Raw genomic sequence first — 17516 nt, forward strand, 5'->3', positions numbered from 1 at the left:
TATTTTAGTTGGCAAGACAAGAAAAGGCTGGGACAAAAGTCCTAGCCTCTCAATTCTCTTTTGATTGTCGAGCAAGACGCAGTGGTTGAGTGGGCTCTACTACGCTGATTTCATCAGCTTTTACAGCCCTACTCAACTGTGCGGAGGTGGGACGACGAAATCGAATTCTAACGAATTACCGATTTCGTCGTCCCACTCTCAGTAATTCTTCTATTAGTCCTTTATAGACTGCAAAAGCGTCATTAGGGCTTGGGCAGAACGACGTCCTGCTTCTACGATAAATTCATCAAAGGAAACGGATGCTTCATGATTGGCATTGTCACTCATGGCACGAACGACTAAGAAAGGAAGGTTCAAAGTCTGAGCTGCTTGAGCAATAGCTGCTCCTTCCATCTCTACAGCAAGAACTTGAGGGAAGTGTTCTTTAATGGCCTTGATTTTATCTTCTCCAGCAACAAAACTGTCTCCGGTCGCAATCAAACCTAAATGCCAAGTTTGGTCCAGTTTAGACAAACTCTCTTGAATCAAACTGATAAACTTTTTGTCTGATTCAAAATAGAGAGGCTGTTGAGCCATTTGACCGTAATCATAGCCAAAGGCAGTCACATCAACATCGTGGTAGGCAAGCTTGTCTGCAATCACTACATCCCCTACTGCGATTCCACTTGCCACTGCACCAGCAGAACCAGTATTAATCACTGCATCGACTTGAAAGTGATCCGCTAAGATAGCGACACTCATCGCAGACATGACTTTACCAATACCACTCTCTACAAGTACAAGCTCAACAGAACCAATCTTACCAGTATGATAGCTATGTCCCAGAACCTTTTCTTCACTGGCTTCGTCCAAGTGTTGAATCAAGTAAACTAGCTCTTCTGGCATAGCTGCAATAATTCCAATTTTCATGATAGACTCCTTAAATAAATCTCATTGCTAAAATTAACAAAATCAAGAGAAAAATAACTGCAAAAAGAATCTTGTTTAATTTAGAATTAAAGACATTTCTCTTGGTATTTTCAATCCGACGACTTTTGTGAATAGAAGGTTCAACTTCGATGGTCAGTGTATCCTGGCTAAAACCATGATCTCTGGTTCGTGAATAGCCAAAATTTTGAGAAGAAGTCGGTAAAATCTTAGTTTCCTCATCATCTAGCAAGGGAGGACCTGAGATGTCCTCTCCTCGATTGGCACGTTCGATCATTTCATCTGTTAATAAAGGTTTACCCATGGATTCCTCCACTATTTCTTTGTAATTCCCAGTACTGAATAGCCATGATAGTCTTAGCATCACAAATATCTCCTGACTGGATCAGTTCTTTAGCTTGGTCAAGACTGACTTCAAGTAACTCCAAAGTCTCATCTTCATCCTGCGGACGAGGATTTTCAACTTTTGTCAAATCGCTTGCCAAGTAAAGTTTTAAGCGTTCGTTACAAAATCCAATCGCTGAGTAAAAATCATAGAGAAGGCTTAATTTGCCAGTATAGGCTGCTTCTTCTTCTAATTCACGAAGTGCTGCAGCTTCTGGATCTGCATTCTCCCCAATTTCCAGTTTACCTGCAGGAATTTCATAAGAGACTTTTTCAATCGCCTTGCGATATTGTTTAACAAGGACAATCTTATTTTCTGGAGTGACTGCAAGGACACAAACTGCTCCATTGTGGAAAATCAAATCACGTTGCGCTCTACCTTTTCCAGAAGGTAGTTCAACCTGATCTTGAACTAGCTGAAAAATAGGTCCTTTATAAATTTCTTTACGACTAAGCGTCTTTTCTTCAAATTCCATCGTTAGCTCCTATTTATTGTTAGGATGGTGAGGGAGGCGAGTTGCATATTCGTCCTTATTAATTTGGCGACCTCGTCCAATAGCGATGGCATCAGCTGGAACATCCTTAGTAATGGTTGAACCTGCACCAACAAGAGAGTTATCTCCAAGATCTACTGGAGCAATGATGGTTGAATTTGATCCAACAAAAACATTGTTACCAATAGTTGTCTTAAACTTGTGTTGACCATCGTAATTTACAGTAATGGTTCCTGCACCGAAGTTGACATCACTACCAACTTCACAGTTACCAATATAAGTCAAATGACCTGCCTTAGTATTCTCCCCAATGCTAGAACCTTTGACTTCAACAAAGTTCCCGATATGTACATCTTTTGCAAGGCTTGATCCTGGACGGATATGAGCATAAGGTCCAACTGTAACACCATCAGCAACTGAGCTTTCCTCAATCATTGAATTGGTGATTACTGCTCCTGCTCCGATGCTACTATCAACGATATAAGTTCCGTTTGTCAGGATAGTTTCAGCACCAATCTTACTAGAACCTTTGAGGGTTACATTTGCTTCTATTTGAACTTCTGGAGCAATTTCAACATCGATGTCAATGTAAGTAGCTTCAGGATTCACAAAGCTAACTCCATTGACCATATGCGCTTGATTAATACGACGACGCATGATGCCTTCAGCTGTCGCAAGGGCAACACGGTCATTAACTCCGAGACTTTCATCAAAGTCTTTCAGAGTATAGGCTCCGACTTTTTCTCCAGCTTCACGGAAAATGCCGATGACATCAGTAATGTAGTATTCGCCTTGGGCATTGTTGGTGTTGATATTCTTCAAAGCTTCAAAGAGACGAGCATTATCAAAGACATAGGTTCCTGTATTGATTTCCTTGATTTGTTTTTCAAAATCAGTCGCATCCTTCTGCTCCACGATACGAAGCACTTCAGCATTCTCGTTACGAACAATACGCCCATAACCAAACGGATCTTCAGCTTCTGCAGTAAGGATTGTAGCTACATTCTTGTGATTTATGTGGAAATCAATCAAATTTTTAAGACTTTCCCCAGTGATTAATGGTGTATCACCAGCGATGACCAATGTTTGACCAGAAAGTCCTTCAAGAATTGGCTCAGCCATCATAACCGCATGACCAGTTCCTAATTGCTCAGACTGTCTTACAAAATCAGTTTGACCAGCTAAAACTTGCTCCACAAGTTCTGCCTTATGTCCAACAACCGTTACTGTTTTTTCAGGCTTGATGGCCCCTACACTACGAAAAACATGCTCAAGCATTGAAATTCCTGCAACCTTGTGCATGACTTTTGGTAGATCTGATTTCATACGAGTACCTTTACCCGCTGCTAAAATAACTGCATAATTTGCCATATTTTTCTCTTTTCTATAGAAATTCCCTTATATTATATCATAAATTTGCTTTTTCAAACACAAAAGAGGGCAAATGCTTTAAAACATCGCATTCTCTAGATGATTTCGAGTATTTTTTTTGATTTTTTTCACCATTTACGATACACTATAAAAGTATGAGAAAGAAAATAAATCCTGTTTTTATTTTTACTGTATTAGCTACTCTCGTGGGTATTTTAATCATCAATAGACCCAAGTTCGAAGACCATCCAGTCAAAACAAAGCAAAATCCAGTTCAAGTAGAAACTCAAGCTTTACATAATATCAACAAGCCGATTATTGATGTTTCTGGCTGGCAAAGACCATCAGAGATCAATTATGACACCTTAACTCAAAATATTTCAGGTGCAATCGTTCGGGTTCATAGTGGGGCTCAAGCTTCTGTTGAAAACGATGCTTCATTTAAAAATGGGGTTGATAAGGCTTATAAAGAACACATCACAGAATTTCAAAAACGGAATATTCCAGTCGCTGTTTATGCCTATGTAGCTGGTAAAAATGTCGAAGAAATGGAAAAAGCTGCTGAAGTATTCTATAATGCTGCTTCTCCCTATAATCCTAGCTACTATTGGTTGGATGTTGAAGACAAGACTATGTCTGACATGAACAAGGGGGTTGAGGCCTTTCGCGCTAAATTAGCTTCATTGGGAGCTAAAAATATTGGCATCTATGTTGGTGTCTACTTTATGGAGGAGCATAGTATCAGTACGGAGAATTTCTCAGCAATCTGGATACCGTCCTATGGAACCAACTCGGGTTACTACGAGAGTGCTCCCAATACAGATCTTAACTATGATCTTCACCAATACACCTCTCATGGAAGCCTTGGAGGCTTTGAAAATCATCTGGATTTGAACCTTATTTCTTCCACAAAAAACAAGGAAGAAACCTTTAGAAAATTGTTTTTAAATCCTTAATTACTATCGCCATAAGCAAGTCAGACATTGCTTTCTGCTTGCTTTTCTTTATTTTTCAATATTAAACCACTGTTTTATCTTTATAATATACACTGAATTTTGGAGGACTTCTATGTTATCATGGCTATCAAAAATTATTAAGGGAATTGTTATTGCTCTCGGTTTCATTCTACCAGGGATTTCTGGTGGCGTTCTTGCCGCTATCTTGGGAATTTATGAGAGAATGATTCGTTTCCTTGCCCATCCTTTTAAGAATTTAAAAGAAGATCTACTCTTTTTCCTACCTGTCGGTATTGGAATGCTCCTAGGTATCGGCCTTTTCTCATATCCTATTGAGTACCTTCTCGAAAATTATCAAGTATATGTGTTATGGAGTTTTGCTGGTGCCATCATCGGTACCATTCCAAGTCTTGTCAAAGAATCTACCCGTGATTCCGAGAGAGATAAGATTGATCTCATTTGGTTTTGGGCAACTTTTATCCTTTCAGGTATTGCCCTCTACGCCTTAAATTTTGTCGTCGGATCGTTGTCAGCTAGTTTCCTTAACTTTACTCTTGCTGGATGCTTACTGGCACTTGGAATTTTAGTACCAGGACTCAGCCCTTCTAATCTACTTTTAATCCTTGGTCTTTATAGTCCAATGCTAACAGGATTTAAGACTTTTGATTTATTCGGAACCTTTCTTCCAATAGGAATTGGAGCACTTGCTACTCTTGTCATTTTTTCAAAATTTATGGACTACGCTCTCCGTGTCTATCAATCTCGTGTTTACCACTTTATCATCGGAATTGTTCTTTCAAGTACAATCTTAATCCTCATTCCAAATGCTGGTAATGCTGAAAGCATCAGCTATAGTGGATTATCTCTTGTGTCTTATGTCATCATTGCCTTTTTCTTCGCTCTAGGTATTTGGTTAGGTATTTGGATGAGTCAATTGGAGGATAAATACAAATAATGGCTAAAAAAGTAAAAGTCAAAAAAACCTTGGTCCAACAAATTTTAACCAAGGCAGGAATAAACCATACAGGTATTCAAATTAATGCCCTGGAAGGTGAGATGCCTCAAGGTTATGAAAAGAGTCAGATTTTTAAGACTCTAGCACTTCTGGGAGATAAGACTGGACCCATTATCGGCATCCTTCCTATCACTGAACATCTTTCTGAAAAGAAACTAGCTAAGATTTCTGGTAATAAGAAAGTCAGCATGATTCCACAAAAAGACCTAGAAAAAACAACAGGCTATATCCATGGCGCCAATAATCCAGTTGGAATTCGTCAAAAACATAACTACCCTATCTTTATCGATCAAAGTGCACTTGAGCTTGAAGAAATGATCGTTTCGGCAGGTGAAGTTGGGCATAGTATTATTATCAACCCAAAAGACCTTGCAAGCTTTGTTAAAGCAGACTTTGCAGATATTTTAGAAGGACAATGATCAATGAAACTATACTTTGTTCGCCACGGTAAAACTCTTTGGAATCTTGAAGGACGTTTTCAAGGGGCAAGTGGTGACTCACCACTCCTTGAGAAATCCATTGAGACCTTAAAACAATTGGGCCAGTATCTACAGGAAATTCCATTTGATGTGATTTATTCTAGTGATCTTCCTCGTGCCGTAACTTCTGCTCAGATTATCCAAAGTCAACTGAAAATCAGCTGTCCATTAGAAGAGATACCCTCACTAAGAGAATGGCAACTTGGAAAACTTGAAGGTGCAAAATTTGCAACCTTGGAAGCCATCTATCCCGAGCAATTAAAAGCTTTTCGTACCAATCTAGCAAAATTCGATTCGACTATGTTTGGAGCAGAGTCTGTCTATCAAACAACTCAACGAACCATTCAATTTATCAAATCATTAGAGTTCAAACCTTTTGAACATGTTATGATTGTTGGTCACGGTGCCAATCTCACAGCCAGTATTCGAACTCTTCTAGGCTATGATACTCCACTACTTAGAAAAGATGGCGGTCTAGCAAATGCTAGTGTTACTGTTCTTGAAACATCTGACTTTGAAAACTTCAATCTTATAGTCTGGAATGACACTTCTTACCAAGATAATAACTGAACTTAGCAATCACTGTTAAGTTCTTTTTAGATTTTGTAGAATATCCGTGAATTTATTTGACTTTTATGATAAAATGGGAGTATCGCAAAAAGACTCATCGTATCAAGAATTGAGTAAAAACTAGGAGGAAAAAATGTCAACAGAACATATGGAAGAACTAAATGACCAGCAGATCGTTCGCCGTGAAAAAATGGCTGCGCTCCGCGAACAAGGAATCGATCCATTCGGTAAACGATTTGAACGCACTGCTAACTCACAAGAATTAAAAGATAAATATGCTGACCTCGATAAGGAACAACTACATGAATTGAACGAAACTGCTACTATTGCAGGTCGTCTTGTTACCAAACGTGGTAAGGGTAAGGTTGGATTTGCCCACCTTCAAGACCGCGAAGGTCAAATCCAAATCTATGTTCGTAAAGATGCTGTCGGTGAAGAAAACTACGAAATCTTTAAAAAGGCTGACTTAGGAGACTTCCTTGGTGTCGAAGGTGAAGTTATGCGTACAGATATGGGAGAACTCTCTATCAAGGCTACACATATTACTCACTTGTCCAAAGCCCTTCGTCCGCTTCCAGAGAAATTCCACGGTTTGACTGACGTTGAAACCATCTACCGCAAACGTTACCTTGATTTAATTTCAAACCGTGAAAGCTTTGAACGCTTTGTTACTCGTTCAAAAATCATCTCTGAAATCCGTCGTTACCTTGACCAAAAAGGCTTCCTTGAAGTGGAAACACCTGTTCTTCACAATGAGGCTGGTGGAGCATCTGCGCGTCCATTTATCACTCACCACAATGCTCAAAATATTGATATGGTGCTTCGTATCGCGACTGAGCTTCACTTAAAACGTCTTATCGTCGGTGGTATGGAACGTGTTTATGAGATTGGCCGCATCTTCCGTAACGAAGGAATGGATGCTACCCACAACCCTGAGTTCACTTCTATCGAAGTTTACCAAGCTTATGCAGACTTCCAAGACATTATGGACTTAACTGAAGGCATTATCCAACACGCTGCTAAATCAGTTAAAGGTGATGGTCCAGTCAACTATCAAGGAACCGAGATCAAGATCAATGAACCATTTAAACGTGTACACATGGTTGATGCAATCAAGGAAATTACAGGTGTTGATTTCTGGAAAGATATGACTTTAGAAGAAGCTAAGGCAATCGCTGCTGAGAAGAAAGTTCCAGTTGAAAAACACTACACTGAAGTTGGTCATATCATCAATGCTTTCTTTGAAGAATTTGTTGAAGAAACTTTGATTCAACCTACCTTTGTCTATGGTCATCCAGTAGCTGTATCTCCACTTGCTAAGAAAAATCCTGAAGATGAGCGCTTTACCGACCGTTTTGAACTCTTCATTATGACTAAAGAATACGGAAATGCCTTTACTGAGTTGAACGACCCAATCGACCAGCTTAGCCGTTTTGAAGCTCAAGCCAAAGCCAAAGAACTTGGTGACGATGAAGCGACAGGAATCGACTATGACTACATTGAAGCTCTTGAATACGGTATGCCACCAACAGGTGGTTTGGGAATCGGTATCGACCGTCTCTGCATGCTCCTCACTGATACAACTACTATCCGTGATGTGCTTCTTTTCCCAACTATGAAATAAAATACAAATCTCCTAGTCACATTCTAGGAGATTTTTTAGTATTAATATAAAAGACAAACTCGATTTTGAGCTTGTCTTTTTGTTGTTTAATTAGAATAATCCAAGAACAGTTCCATCACTTTCAACATCCATGTTGAGAGCTGCTGGTCGTTTTGGAAGTCCTGGCATGGTCATGACATCACCAGTAAGGGCAACGATAAAGCCTGCACCAAGTTTTGGTACCAATTCACGAATGGTAATTTCAAAGTTTTCAGGTGCTCCAAGTGCGTTTGGATTATCTGAGAAACTGTACTGAGTCTTAGCCATACAGATTGGTAGTTTATCCCAACCATTTTGAACGATTTGAGCGATTTGAGTTTGAGCTTTCTTCTCGAAGTTTACTTTGCTACCACGATAGATTTCAGTGACAATCTTTTCAATCTTCTCTTGGACAGAAAGATCGTTGTCATAGAGACGTGTGTAGTTTGCCGGATTTTCAGCGATAGTCTTGACAAGCGTTTCAGCAAGGGCTACTCCACCTTCTGCTCCATCAGCCCATACGCTAGCTAGTTCGACTGGAACATCGATTGAAGCACAAAGTTCTTTCAAGGCTGCGATTTCTGCTTCGGTATCAGAGACAAATTCATTGATAGCAACAACTGCTGGAATACCGAACTTACGGATATTCTCAACGTGACGTTTCAAGTTTGCAAATCCTGCACGAACAGCTTCTACATTCTCTTCTGTCAAAGCATCCTTGGCAACTCCACCATTCATCTTAAGAGCACGAAGGGTTGCAACGATAACTACTGCATCTGGCGCAGTTGGCAAGTTTGGAGTTTTGATATCCAGGAATTTCTCAGCACCAAGGTCTGCACCAAAACCTGCTTCTGTTACTGTGTAATCTGCCAAGTGAAGGGCAGTAGTTGTAGCCAAGACAGAGTTACATCCGTGTGCGATATTGGCAAATGGGCCACCATGTACAAAGGCAGGTGTTCCATAGATGGTTTGAACCAAGTTCGGTTTGATAGCGTCTTTTAAAATCAATGCCAAGGCACCTTCAACCTGTAGATCACCTACTGAAACAGGTGTACGATCATAACGGTAACCAATGACGATATTGGCCAAACGACGTTTTAAATCTTCAATATCAGTTGCCAAGCAAAGGATGGCCATGATTTCTGATGCGACAGTGATATCAAAACCATCTTCACGTGGAATACCATTAAGCGGACCACCGAGTCCAACAGTTACGTGACGAAGAGCGCGGTCGTTCAAGTCAACCACACGTTTCCAGAGAATACGACGCTGATCGATTCCAAGCTCATTTCCTTGGTGCAAGTGATTGTCAATCAAGGCAGAGAGAGCATTATTTGCAGTTGTAATAGCGTGCATATCTCCAGTAAAGTGAAGGTTGATGTCTTCCATTGGTAAAACTTGGGCATAACCACCACCAGCTGCACCACCTTTAATCCCCATGACTGGTCCAAGAGAAGGTTCGCGGATAGCAATCATGGTTTTCTTACCAATCTTATTCAAAGCATCAGCAAGTCCAATAGTGATAGTTGATTTTCCTTCACCAGCAGGTGTTGGATTGATAGCAGTAACTAAAATCAATTTACCGACAGGATTACTTTCAACCTCACGGATCTTATCAAAGCTCAGCTTAGCCTTATATTTTCCATACAACTCCAAATCATCGTATGAAATACCAAGTTTCTCAAAAACTTCAACGATTGGTTTTAATTCGATACTTTGTGCAATTTCAATATCTGTTTTCATAACAAACTCCTCTACCTCAAATGTGTTAATTCATTATATCATAAAATAAGATTTTTAACAGTCATAAAGCTTGGTAACGTTCGTAAATATCACAACACTTCAGACTTTCTTGGCTTCTTTTTAAATTTTTATATGCCTTTATAGGTTTTAACTATAGTTGAAAGCTTAGATTTCACATAATATTTTATCGCTTTCATTTTACTTACTGTTCATTTTTTTGTACAATAGTTCTATGAAAATTTTAGTTACATCTGGTGGTACAAGCGAAGCCATTGATCGAGTTCGCTCCATTACCAACCACTCTACTGGTAGACTTGGTAAAGTTATAACTGAGACTTTACTAAAAGCTGGTCACCAAGTTTGCCTGATTACTACGCAACAAGCTCTAAAACCAGCATCACACTCGAATTTATCCGTTATCGAAATCAAAAACACTTCCGATTTACTCCAAGAGATGAAACGGATTGTCCCTGATTATCAAGTCTTGATCCATTCAATAGCTGTTTCTGACTACAGCCCAGTTTACATGACAGGTCTTGATCAAGTTCAAGCAAGTCAAGATTTAAGTGAGTTTTTGCATAAGAAAAATATGGAATCAAAGATCTCCTCTAAGGATGAGGTGCAAGTCCTATTTCTTAAGAAAAATCCAAAGATCATCTCTCTTGTTAAAGAATGGAATCCAAGTATTCATCTCATTGGCTTTAAACTGCTTGTCGATGTTACTAAGGAGCATCTGATTCAAATCGCTAGAGAAAGTCTTGAAAAGAATCAAGCTGATTTGATTGTCGCTAATGACCTCACTCAGATTAATGCTGATCAACATCTGGCTTATCTAGTAGAGGAAAAAGATTATCAGATTGCTGCTAGCAAACAAGAAATTGCTGACTTATTAGTGAAAAAAATTCAGGGATTTGATCGTTAGAAAGGAAAATTATGGCTCGTATTACACTCGCTGTGACAGGCTCTATCGCCTCTTACAAGGCTGCTGATTTGGTAAGTGGCTTGAAGAAACAAGGACATTCTGTTACTGTACTTATGACCCAGGCTGCGACTGCCTTTATCCAACCTTTAACCCTTCAAGTCTTATCTCAAAATACCGTACATCTCGATCTTATGCAGGAACCTTATCCTGATAAAGTCAATCATATCGAGCTTGGCAAAAAAACAGACTTATTTATCCTTGCCCCTGCGACCGCTAATACGATTGCGAAAGTCGCGCACGGTTTTGCCAACAATATGGTTACTGCTACTGCTCTTGCCTTGCCACCCTATGTTCCAAAACTAGTAGCACCTGCTATGAATACCAAAATGTATGACCATCCAGCAACTCAAACAAACTTAAAAACTTTAGAAACTTATGGTTATACAATTATTGCTCCAAAAGAGTCCCTACTGGCCTGTGGCGATGTAGGACGCGGTGCTCTTGCTGATCTTGATACTATTTTACAACAGATAAAGGAAAAACTTCATGAACAAACGCTCTAATATTGCTCCAATTGCTATCTTTTTTGCCAGCATGATCGTCATTCATCTGCTGAGTTCTATTGTCTTTAATGTCTTGCCATTTCCAATTAAACCAACCATTGTCCATATTCCAGTCATCATTGCTAGTATCATCTACGGGCCACGAATTGGTGCCATCTTAGGTTTTTTGATGGGGATGATTAGCTTGACAGTCAATACAATCACGATTCTCCCAACTAGCTACCTCTTCTCTCCTTTTGTACCAAACGGTAACATCTACTCCCTAGTTATTGCGATTGTACCACGCATCCTTATTGGTTTAACTCCATACTTTGTCTATAAACTCCTCAGAAACAAGGCGGGGCTTATCTTTGCGGGAGCTCTCGGTTCACTTACTAATACTGTATTTGTACTAGGCGGAATCTTCTTCCTCTTTGGAAATGTTTTTGATGGAAATATCCAAAAACTATTAGCTACTGTTATCTCAACAAACTCTATCGCAGAACTGATTATCTCAGCAATACTCACCCTAGTTATTGTTCCGAGACTTGAAAAAATCAAAAAATAAGAGGTCGGGAAAATCCCGACCTCGATTTTTATTTGCGCTGAAGATCTGCTCCAGCATTTAGTGAATCTTAAAGAGTCAAAAAAGCCTTTGAAACAATATTTTTCTCTATCTAAAAGCATAATTGTGAAGATTAACGAATATGAGAAAAAGGTTCAAACTTGATAAAATCTTTACTTTCCCACAGCCTTTTATCTACTTATTATTGGGCAAGACGTGCTTCTTCTAAAATCTTTTCAATCTTTGTTGTTAGCAAATCAATAGCTACTGTATTGGTCACTCCTTCTGGAATAACGATATCTGCATAACGCTTTGTTGGCTCAATAAATTGATGATACATGGGTTTTACCACACCAAGATACTGGTCAATAACGCTATCCAGACTACGACCACGCTCTTCCATATCACGTTTAATACGGCGAATGATACGAACATCATCATCTGTATCTACAAAAATCTTGATATCCATCAAATCACGAAGTCGTTTGTCCTCCAAAACCAGGATTCCTTCAACGATAAAAACATCTTGAGGTTCTTGACGGTAAGTTTTAGAACTTCTGGTGTGGGCAGCATAATCATAGGTAGGAATGTCTACAGGACGACCTGCCAACAATTCTTTGATTTGCTCAATCATCAAATCAGTATCAAAAGCAAAAGGATGGTCATAGTTGGTCTTAATACGCTCTTCAAAGGTTAGATGAGATTGATCTTTATAGTAGGAATCATGCTCAATCATAGAGATTTTTTCATTTGGAAAATGCGACAAGATTGCTTTAGATACGCTTGTCTTTCCTCCTCCAGATCCACCTGTTACTCCGATAATGATTGGTCTATTTTGCATTGTAGCCTCCTTGTTTTTTCCCTTGTCTATTTTACCATATTTTTGATAAATTTTACAGATGGAGTTTTCTACAAAATAGAAGAAAAAATCCTCATAGCCAGAAGCTACAAGGATTTGTAGTTGATTAATCGAAGTTAACGTATTCTTTAGAAAGTTCAAGAACTTCTTCCATTGTTGAACATTCAGTAAGAGCACGGTTAGCGTATTCTTGCATTTTAGCAGTGTCGAGTTTCTTCATCAAGCTACGTGTACGAAGTACAGATGTTGCTGACATAGAGAACTCATCCAAGCCCATTCCGACAAGAAGTGGAACAGCTGTTTGGTCACCAGCCATTTCACCACACATACCAGCCCATTTACCTTCAGCGTGAGCTGCTTTGATAACGTTGTTGATCAAACGAAGGATTGATGGGTTGTATGGTTGATAAAGGTATGAAACTTGTTCGTTCATACGGTCTGCCGCCATTGTGTATTGGATCAAGTCGTTTGTACCAATTGAGAAGAAGTCAACTTCTTTTGCAAATTGGTCTGCAAGCATAGCTGCTGCAGGAATTTCGATCATGATACCAACTTGGATGTCATCCGCAACTGCAACACCTTCAGCAAGAAGGTTAGCTTTTTCTTCATCGAAGACTGCTTTAGCTGCACGGAATTCTTTCAAAAGCGCAACCATCGGGAACATGATACGCAATTGACCGTGTACAGAAGCACGAAGAAGAGCACGGATTTGAGTGCGGAACATTGCATCTCCTGTTTCAGAGATAGAGATACGAAGAGCACGGAATCCAAGGAATGGGTTCATTTCATGTGGCATATCGAAGTAAGGAAGTTCCTTGTCACCACCGATATCCATTGTACGGACAACAACTGGTTTACCGTTCATTCCTTCAAGAACAGCCTTGTATGCTTCGTACTGCTCGTCTTCAGTTGGGAAGTCTTGAGAATCCATGTACAAGAACTCTGTACGGTAAAGACCGACAGCTTCTGCACCGTTATCATTAACACCTTCAACGTCTTTCGGAGTACCAATGTTTGCAGCCAATTCGAAGTGTTTACCGTCAGCAGTAACTGTTTGAGCATCCTTCAAGAGTGCCCATTCAGCTTTTTGTTGAGCGTAAGCTTCACCAGCTGCTTTAAACTCAGCCGCTTGTTCTTCAGTAGGGTTGATAATCACTTCACCTGTAATACCATTAACGGCAAGTAGGTCACCATCTTTAACGATTTCAGTGATATTATTTGTACCCAAAACTGCAGCGATTTCAAGTGTACGAGCCATGATAGCTGAGTGACTTGTACGACCACCAATGTTTGTTACAAAAGCTTTTACAAAGTTTTTGTCCAATTGAGCTGTATCAGATGGAGTCAAGTCGTGAGCAATCACGATTACTTCTTCATTGATAGAAGCTGGGTTTGGCAATTTTTTACCAAGGAGGTTAGCTAATACACGTTTTGTTACGTCGCGGATATCCGCTGCACGTTCTTGCATATATGGGTTGTCTTCCATGCCTTCAAAGATTGTGATAAACATGTCTGTAACTTCTTTCAGACCTGCTTCTGCATTCACTTTCTTAGCACGGATAGTTTCTTTGATTTGACCGATCAATTCAGGGTCAGCAAGAACCATCAAGTGGGCGTCAAATACTTGTGCCGCTTCTTCACCAAGCGTACCTACAGCCTTCTCGCGGATAAGAGAAAGCTCGTTTTGAGAAGCTTCAAGAGCAACATCCAAACGAGCCTCTTCTGCATTTGTATCTTCGACTGTAACAGTCTCGAATGATAAATCCGGTTGAACGAGTAGATATGCTTTTGCAACTGCAACACCGTCAGATGCTGCGATTCCTTTAAGCATTTCTGTCATTTCCTTATGCCAATCCTTCTTTTTCCATTGTTTCTGAGATTGCAGCGATAGCGTCATCAGCGTCTGCACCTTCAGCAGTGATTGTAACGTCAGCACCTTGACCAACACCAAGGCTCATTACACCCATGATAGATTTAAGGTTAACTGATTTACCTTTGTACTCAAGAGTGATATCTGAAGCAAATTTGCTAGCTGTTTGTACCAACAATGTTGCTGGACGTGCGTGAATACCTGTTTCTGCCACTACGTGGAAATCTTTAGAAGCCATAGTTTGACTCTCCTTTAATAGTTTTCTTGTTGAGTTACATATCTGATAACCCTTACAATTTAGTATTATATCACCTTCATTGATATTTTTCAAGTATTTTATGGACTTTCTTCAATTTCCTTTCAGATAACTTGCTGAAAATCTTCTATTAAATTTAGCAAAACACAGTATGTAGTTTTTGTCGAGACACCTATAATGAAATCATTGCTTTTTCTGTAATTATTTTTTAATACTACACTATATATTGTGTTTGTTGGTAAAATCAGTAAAATAAGTACACAAGATTTAGTTTTAGAAAGTTGACAAAGTTTTTTTTTCTGATATACTAAGAAAGTAATAAATTTTTAAAGAGGAGTTACAGAAATGGTAACCGTATATTCTAAAAACAACTGTGTCCAATGTAAAATGACGAAACGTTTTTTAGACAGTAATAATGTTGAATATAAAGAAATCAATCTTGATGAACAACCTGAATACATTGATCAAGTAAAAGAGCTTGGCTTTAGTGCTGCTCCTATTATTCAGACACCGACAGAAGTTTTCTCTGGTTTCCAACCAGGTAAACTTAAACAACTTGCTTAAGAATCAGGACAAAAGCTTCTATGTCTACCTTAGAAGCCTTTCTTTTGTAATTAGATAAAGGATTTTTTATGGGATTAAAACAACTTGAAGATGTGACTTACTTCCGTCTTAATAATGAAATTAACCGTCCTGTTAATGGACAAATCATGCTTCACAAGGACAAGGAAGCTTTAGAAGCTTTCTTTAAAGAAAATGTTGTACCTAATACAATGGTTTTTCATTCAATTACGGATAAAATTAATTTCCTCATTGAACATAACTATATTGAAACAGCATTTATCAAGAAATACCGTCCAGAATTTTTGGAAGAACTATCTCAATTTATTAAAGATCAAAACTTCCAATTTAAGTCTTTCATGGCTGCCTATAAATTCTATAATCAATATGCTTTGAAGACTAATGATGGGGAATACTATCTTGAAAGCATGGAAGACCGTGTCTTCTTTAACGCTCTTTATTTCGCAGATGGTGATGAAGCGATTGCTATTGATATCGCTAATGAAATTATCCACCAACGTTATCAACCTGCTACTCCTTCTTTCTTGAATGCAGGTCGTGCGCGTCGTGGCGAATTGGTATCGTGCTTCTTGATCCAGGTAACAGATGATATGAACTCTATCGGACGTTCTATCAACTCAGCTCTTCAACTTTCACGTATCGGTGGCGGTGTCGGAATTTCCCTCAGTAACCTTCGTGAAGCTGGAGCTCCTATTAAAGGCTATGAGGGTGCTGCTTCTGGTGTCGTACCAGTTATGAAGCTTTTCGAAGATAGCTTCTCTTACTCTAACCAACTCGGTCAACGTCAAGGTGCTGGGGTTGTTTATCTCAATGTCTTCCACCCAGACATCATCGCCTTCCTTTCAACTAAGAAGGAAAATGCGGATGAAAAAGTGCGTGTCAAGACCCTTTCACTTGGTGTTGTTGTACCAGATAAATTCTACGAATTGGCTCGCAAAAATGAAGAAATGTACCTCTTCAGCCCTTACTCTGTAGAGCTTGAATACGGCGTGCCATTTAACTACATCGACATCACAGAAAAATACGATGAATTAGTAGCAAATCCAAACATCCGTAAGACAAAAATCAAGGCGCGTGATTTGGAAACTGAGATTTCTAAATTGCAACAAGAATCTGGTTACCCTTATGTGGTCAACATTGATACAGCCAACCGTGCAAATCCAGTTGATGGTAAGATCATCATGAGTAACTTGTGTTCTGAGATTCTTCAAGTCCAAGAACCAAGTCTTATCAACGATGCTCAAGAATTCCTTAAAATGGGGACTGATGTCTCATGTAACCTTGGTTCAACAAACGTAGTCAACATGATGACGTCACCTGACTTTGGTCGTTCTATCCGTGCTATGGTTCGTGCCCTTACTTTCGTAACAGATAGTTCACACATCGTTGCTGTACCGACTATCGACCACGGAAATAGTCAAGCTCATACCTTTGGTCTTGGTGCCATGGGACTTCACAGCTACCTTGCCCAACAATTGATTGAATACGGATCACCTGAGTCAATTGAATTTACAAGCATCTACTTCATGCTTATGAACTACTGGACCTTGGTTGAGTCAAACAATATCGCCCGCGAACGTGGTATCACCTTCCACAACTTTGAAAAATCAGACTACGCTAACGGAAGCTACTTTGACAAGTATGTGACAGGCGAGTTTGTTCCAAAATCAGACCGTGTTAAAGAACTCTTCAAAGATATCTTTATTCCTACTGCTGCTGACTGGGCTGAACTTCGTGATAAAGTTAAAGCAGATGGACTTTACCACCAAAACCGCCTTGCTGTAGCGCCAAATGGTTCTATCAGCTATATCAACGATGTATCTGCTTCTATCCACCCGATCACGCAACGTATCGAAGAACGCCAAGAGAAGAAAATCGGTAAGATTTACTATCCTGCTGCTGGTTTGTCAACAGAAACAATCCCTTACTACACTTCTGCTTATGACATGGATATGCGTAAGGTCATTGATGTTTATGCTGCTGCGACTGAGCACGTGGACCAAGGACTTTCACTCACACTCTTTATGCGTAGTGATATTCCAACAGGCCTTTACGAATGGAAGAAAGAAAACAAACAAACGACACGTGACTTGTCTATCCTTCGTAACTATGCCTTCAACAAAGGTATCAAGTCTATCTACTACGTCCGTACCTTTACAGATGATGGTGGAGAAGTCGGTGCTAACCAATGCGAGAGCTGTGTGATTTAATTCAACTCTCAAAAAAATTACATTTACTTAATCCATTAAACGAAACGTATTTTGCTGATAGAATCATGTAAGAACATAAAAGTCGGGCTACCGACTTTTTGTTCGATTATAGCATAGAATTATGATAAA

Annotated in this window: 18 protein-coding genes; 10 read left to right on the plus strand and 8 right to left on the minus strand. The window is 39.4% G+C overall.

What is annotated here, in order from left to right; translation table 11 throughout:
- Positions 1 to 213: 213 nt before the first annotated feature.
- The 4 genes from RRU92_RS07515 to glmU are packed head-to-tail and all read right to left on the minus strand — an operon-like array spanning position 214 to position 3176.
- Positions 214 to 909: a 5'-methylthioadenosine/adenosylhomocysteine nucleosidase gene (locus RRU92_RS07515; protein ID WP_315639191.1), complete on the minus strand. Its 696-nt coding sequence runs from the start codon at positions 907 to 909 to the stop codon at positions 214 to 216.
- 10 nt (positions 910 to 919) lie between these two features.
- On the minus strand, positions 920 to 1231 hold the full coding sequence (macP, locus tag RRU92_RS07520) for a cell wall synthase accessory phosphoprotein MacP (protein WP_060955683.1): 312 nt from the start codon (positions 1229 to 1231) through the stop codon (positions 920 to 922).
- On the minus strand, positions 1224 to 1787 hold the full coding sequence (locus RRU92_RS07525) for an NUDIX hydrolase (RefSeq protein ID WP_315639192.1): 564 nt from the start codon (positions 1785 to 1787) through the stop codon (positions 1224 to 1226). Before RRU92_RS07525 ends, macP begins: the two co-directional genes overlap by 8 nt.
- Before the next feature lie 9 nt (positions 1788 to 1796).
- A complete protein-coding gene (gene glmU, locus RRU92_RS07530; RefSeq protein WP_315639193.1) occupies positions 1797 to 3176 on the minus strand; it encodes a bifunctional UDP-N-acetylglucosamine diphosphorylase/glucosamine-1-phosphate N-acetyltransferase GlmU in 1380 nt (459 codons plus the stop codon).
- A gap of 155 nt (positions 3177 to 3331) precedes the next feature.
- On the opposite strand from glmU, the gene RRU92_RS07535 reads away from it, so the two are divergent.
- From RRU92_RS07535 to lysS, 5 genes are all read left to right on the plus strand, one after another.
- Positions 3332 to 4132 (plus strand): glycoside hydrolase family 25 protein, encoded by an 801-nt coding sequence (locus RRU92_RS07535; protein ID WP_315639194.1) that lies wholly within the window; start codon positions 3332 to 3334, stop codon positions 4130 to 4132.
- A 112-nt stretch (positions 4133 to 4244) separates the two neighbouring features.
- Positions 4245 to 5087 carry a DUF368 domain-containing protein gene (locus RRU92_RS07540; protein WP_075231318.1) on the plus strand — a complete coding sequence of 281 codons (843 nt, stop codon included), beginning with the start codon at positions 4245 to 4247 and terminating at the stop codon, positions 5085 to 5087.
- Positions 5087 to 5566 (plus strand): aminoacyl-tRNA deacylase, encoded by a 480-nt coding sequence (locus RRU92_RS07545; RefSeq protein WP_315639195.1) that lies wholly within the window; start codon positions 5087 to 5089, stop codon positions 5564 to 5566. Before RRU92_RS07540 ends, RRU92_RS07545 begins: the two co-directional genes overlap by 1 nt.
- 3 nt (positions 5567 to 5569) lie before the next feature.
- A complete protein-coding gene (locus RRU92_RS07550) occupies positions 5570 to 6196 on the plus strand; it encodes a histidine phosphatase family protein (RefSeq protein ID WP_315639196.1) in 627 nt (208 codons plus the stop codon).
- Positions 6197 to 6329: 133 nt separating this feature from the next.
- The gene (gene lysS / locus RRU92_RS07555) at positions 6330 to 7820 is read left to right on the plus strand and encodes a lysine--tRNA ligase (protein WP_315639197.1); all 1491 of its coding nucleotides are present in this window, start codon (positions 6330 to 6332) and stop codon (positions 7818 to 7820) included.
- 90 nt (positions 7821 to 7910) lie between these two features.
- Here the strand turns inward: lysS and RRU92_RS07560 are convergent, their stop codons facing one another.
- Positions 7911 to 9581, minus strand: a complete 1671-nt coding sequence (locus RRU92_RS07560; RefSeq protein ID WP_315639198.1) for a formate--tetrahydrofolate ligase — start codon at positions 9579 to 9581, stop codon at positions 7911 to 7913.
- Positions 9582 to 9813: 232 nt separating this feature from the next.
- On the opposite strand from RRU92_RS07560, the gene RRU92_RS07565 reads away from it, so the two are divergent.
- From RRU92_RS07565 to RRU92_RS07575, 3 genes are read left to right on the plus strand one after another with little or no spacing between them, the layout of a single operon-like run.
- Positions 9814 to 10503 (plus strand): phosphopantothenate--cysteine ligase, encoded by a 690-nt coding sequence (locus RRU92_RS07565; RefSeq protein WP_281334953.1) that lies wholly within the window; start codon positions 9814 to 9816, stop codon positions 10501 to 10503.
- Positions 10504 to 10514: 11 nt separating this feature from the next.
- Entirely contained in the window at positions 10515 to 11066 is a 552-nt protein-coding gene (gene coaC, locus RRU92_RS07570; protein WP_315639199.1) for a phosphopantothenoylcysteine decarboxylase, read from the plus strand.
- Positions 11050 to 11613: an ECF transporter S component gene (locus RRU92_RS07575; RefSeq protein ID WP_315639200.1), complete on the plus strand. Its 564-nt coding sequence runs from the start codon at positions 11050 to 11052 to the stop codon at positions 11611 to 11613. The genes coaC and RRU92_RS07575 overlap by 17 nt, the downstream gene beginning before the upstream one ends.
- A 199-nt stretch (positions 11614 to 11812) precedes the next feature.
- On the opposite strand, the gene udk is transcribed toward RRU92_RS07575, so the two are convergent.
- From udk to RRU92_RS07590, 3 genes are all read right to left on the minus strand, one after another.
- Entirely contained in the window at positions 11813 to 12451 is a 639-nt protein-coding gene (udk, locus tag RRU92_RS07580; protein WP_007555045.1) for a uridine kinase, read from the minus strand.
- 124 nt (positions 12452 to 12575) lie between these two features.
- On the minus strand, positions 12576 to 14309 hold the full coding sequence (gene ptsP, locus RRU92_RS07585) for a phosphoenolpyruvate--protein phosphotransferase (RefSeq protein WP_025171271.1): 1734 nt from the start codon (positions 14307 to 14309) through the stop codon (positions 12576 to 12578).
- 4 nt (positions 14310 to 14313) lie between these two features.
- The gene (locus RRU92_RS07590; RefSeq protein ID WP_000146952.1) at positions 14314 to 14577 is read right to left on the minus strand and encodes a phosphocarrier protein HPr; all 264 of its coding nucleotides are present in this window, start codon (positions 14575 to 14577) and stop codon (positions 14314 to 14316) included.
- Positions 14578 to 14940: 363 nt separating this feature from the next.
- Here RRU92_RS07590 and nrdH point away from each other — a divergent pair, with 363 nt between their 5' ends.
- Both nrdH and nrdE read left to right on the plus strand, forming a co-directional pair.
- Positions 14941 to 15159 carry a glutaredoxin-like protein NrdH gene (nrdH, locus tag RRU92_RS07595; RefSeq protein ID WP_000259242.1) on the plus strand — a complete coding sequence of 73 codons (219 nt, stop codon included), beginning with the start codon at positions 14941 to 14943 and terminating at the stop codon, positions 15157 to 15159.
- A gap of 68 nt (positions 15160 to 15227) precedes the next feature.
- A complete protein-coding gene (gene nrdE / locus RRU92_RS07600) occupies positions 15228 to 17387 on the plus strand; it encodes a class 1b ribonucleoside-diphosphate reductase subunit alpha (RefSeq protein WP_315639201.1) in 2160 nt (719 codons plus the stop codon).
- The last annotated feature ends 129 nt before the right edge of the window (positions 17388 to 17516 follow it).

This window comes from Streptococcus sp. DTU_2020_1001019_1_SI_AUS_MUR_006 (assembly GCF_032340315.1).
Lineage (GTDB): Bacteria > Bacillota > Bacilli > Lactobacillales > Streptococcaceae > Streptococcus.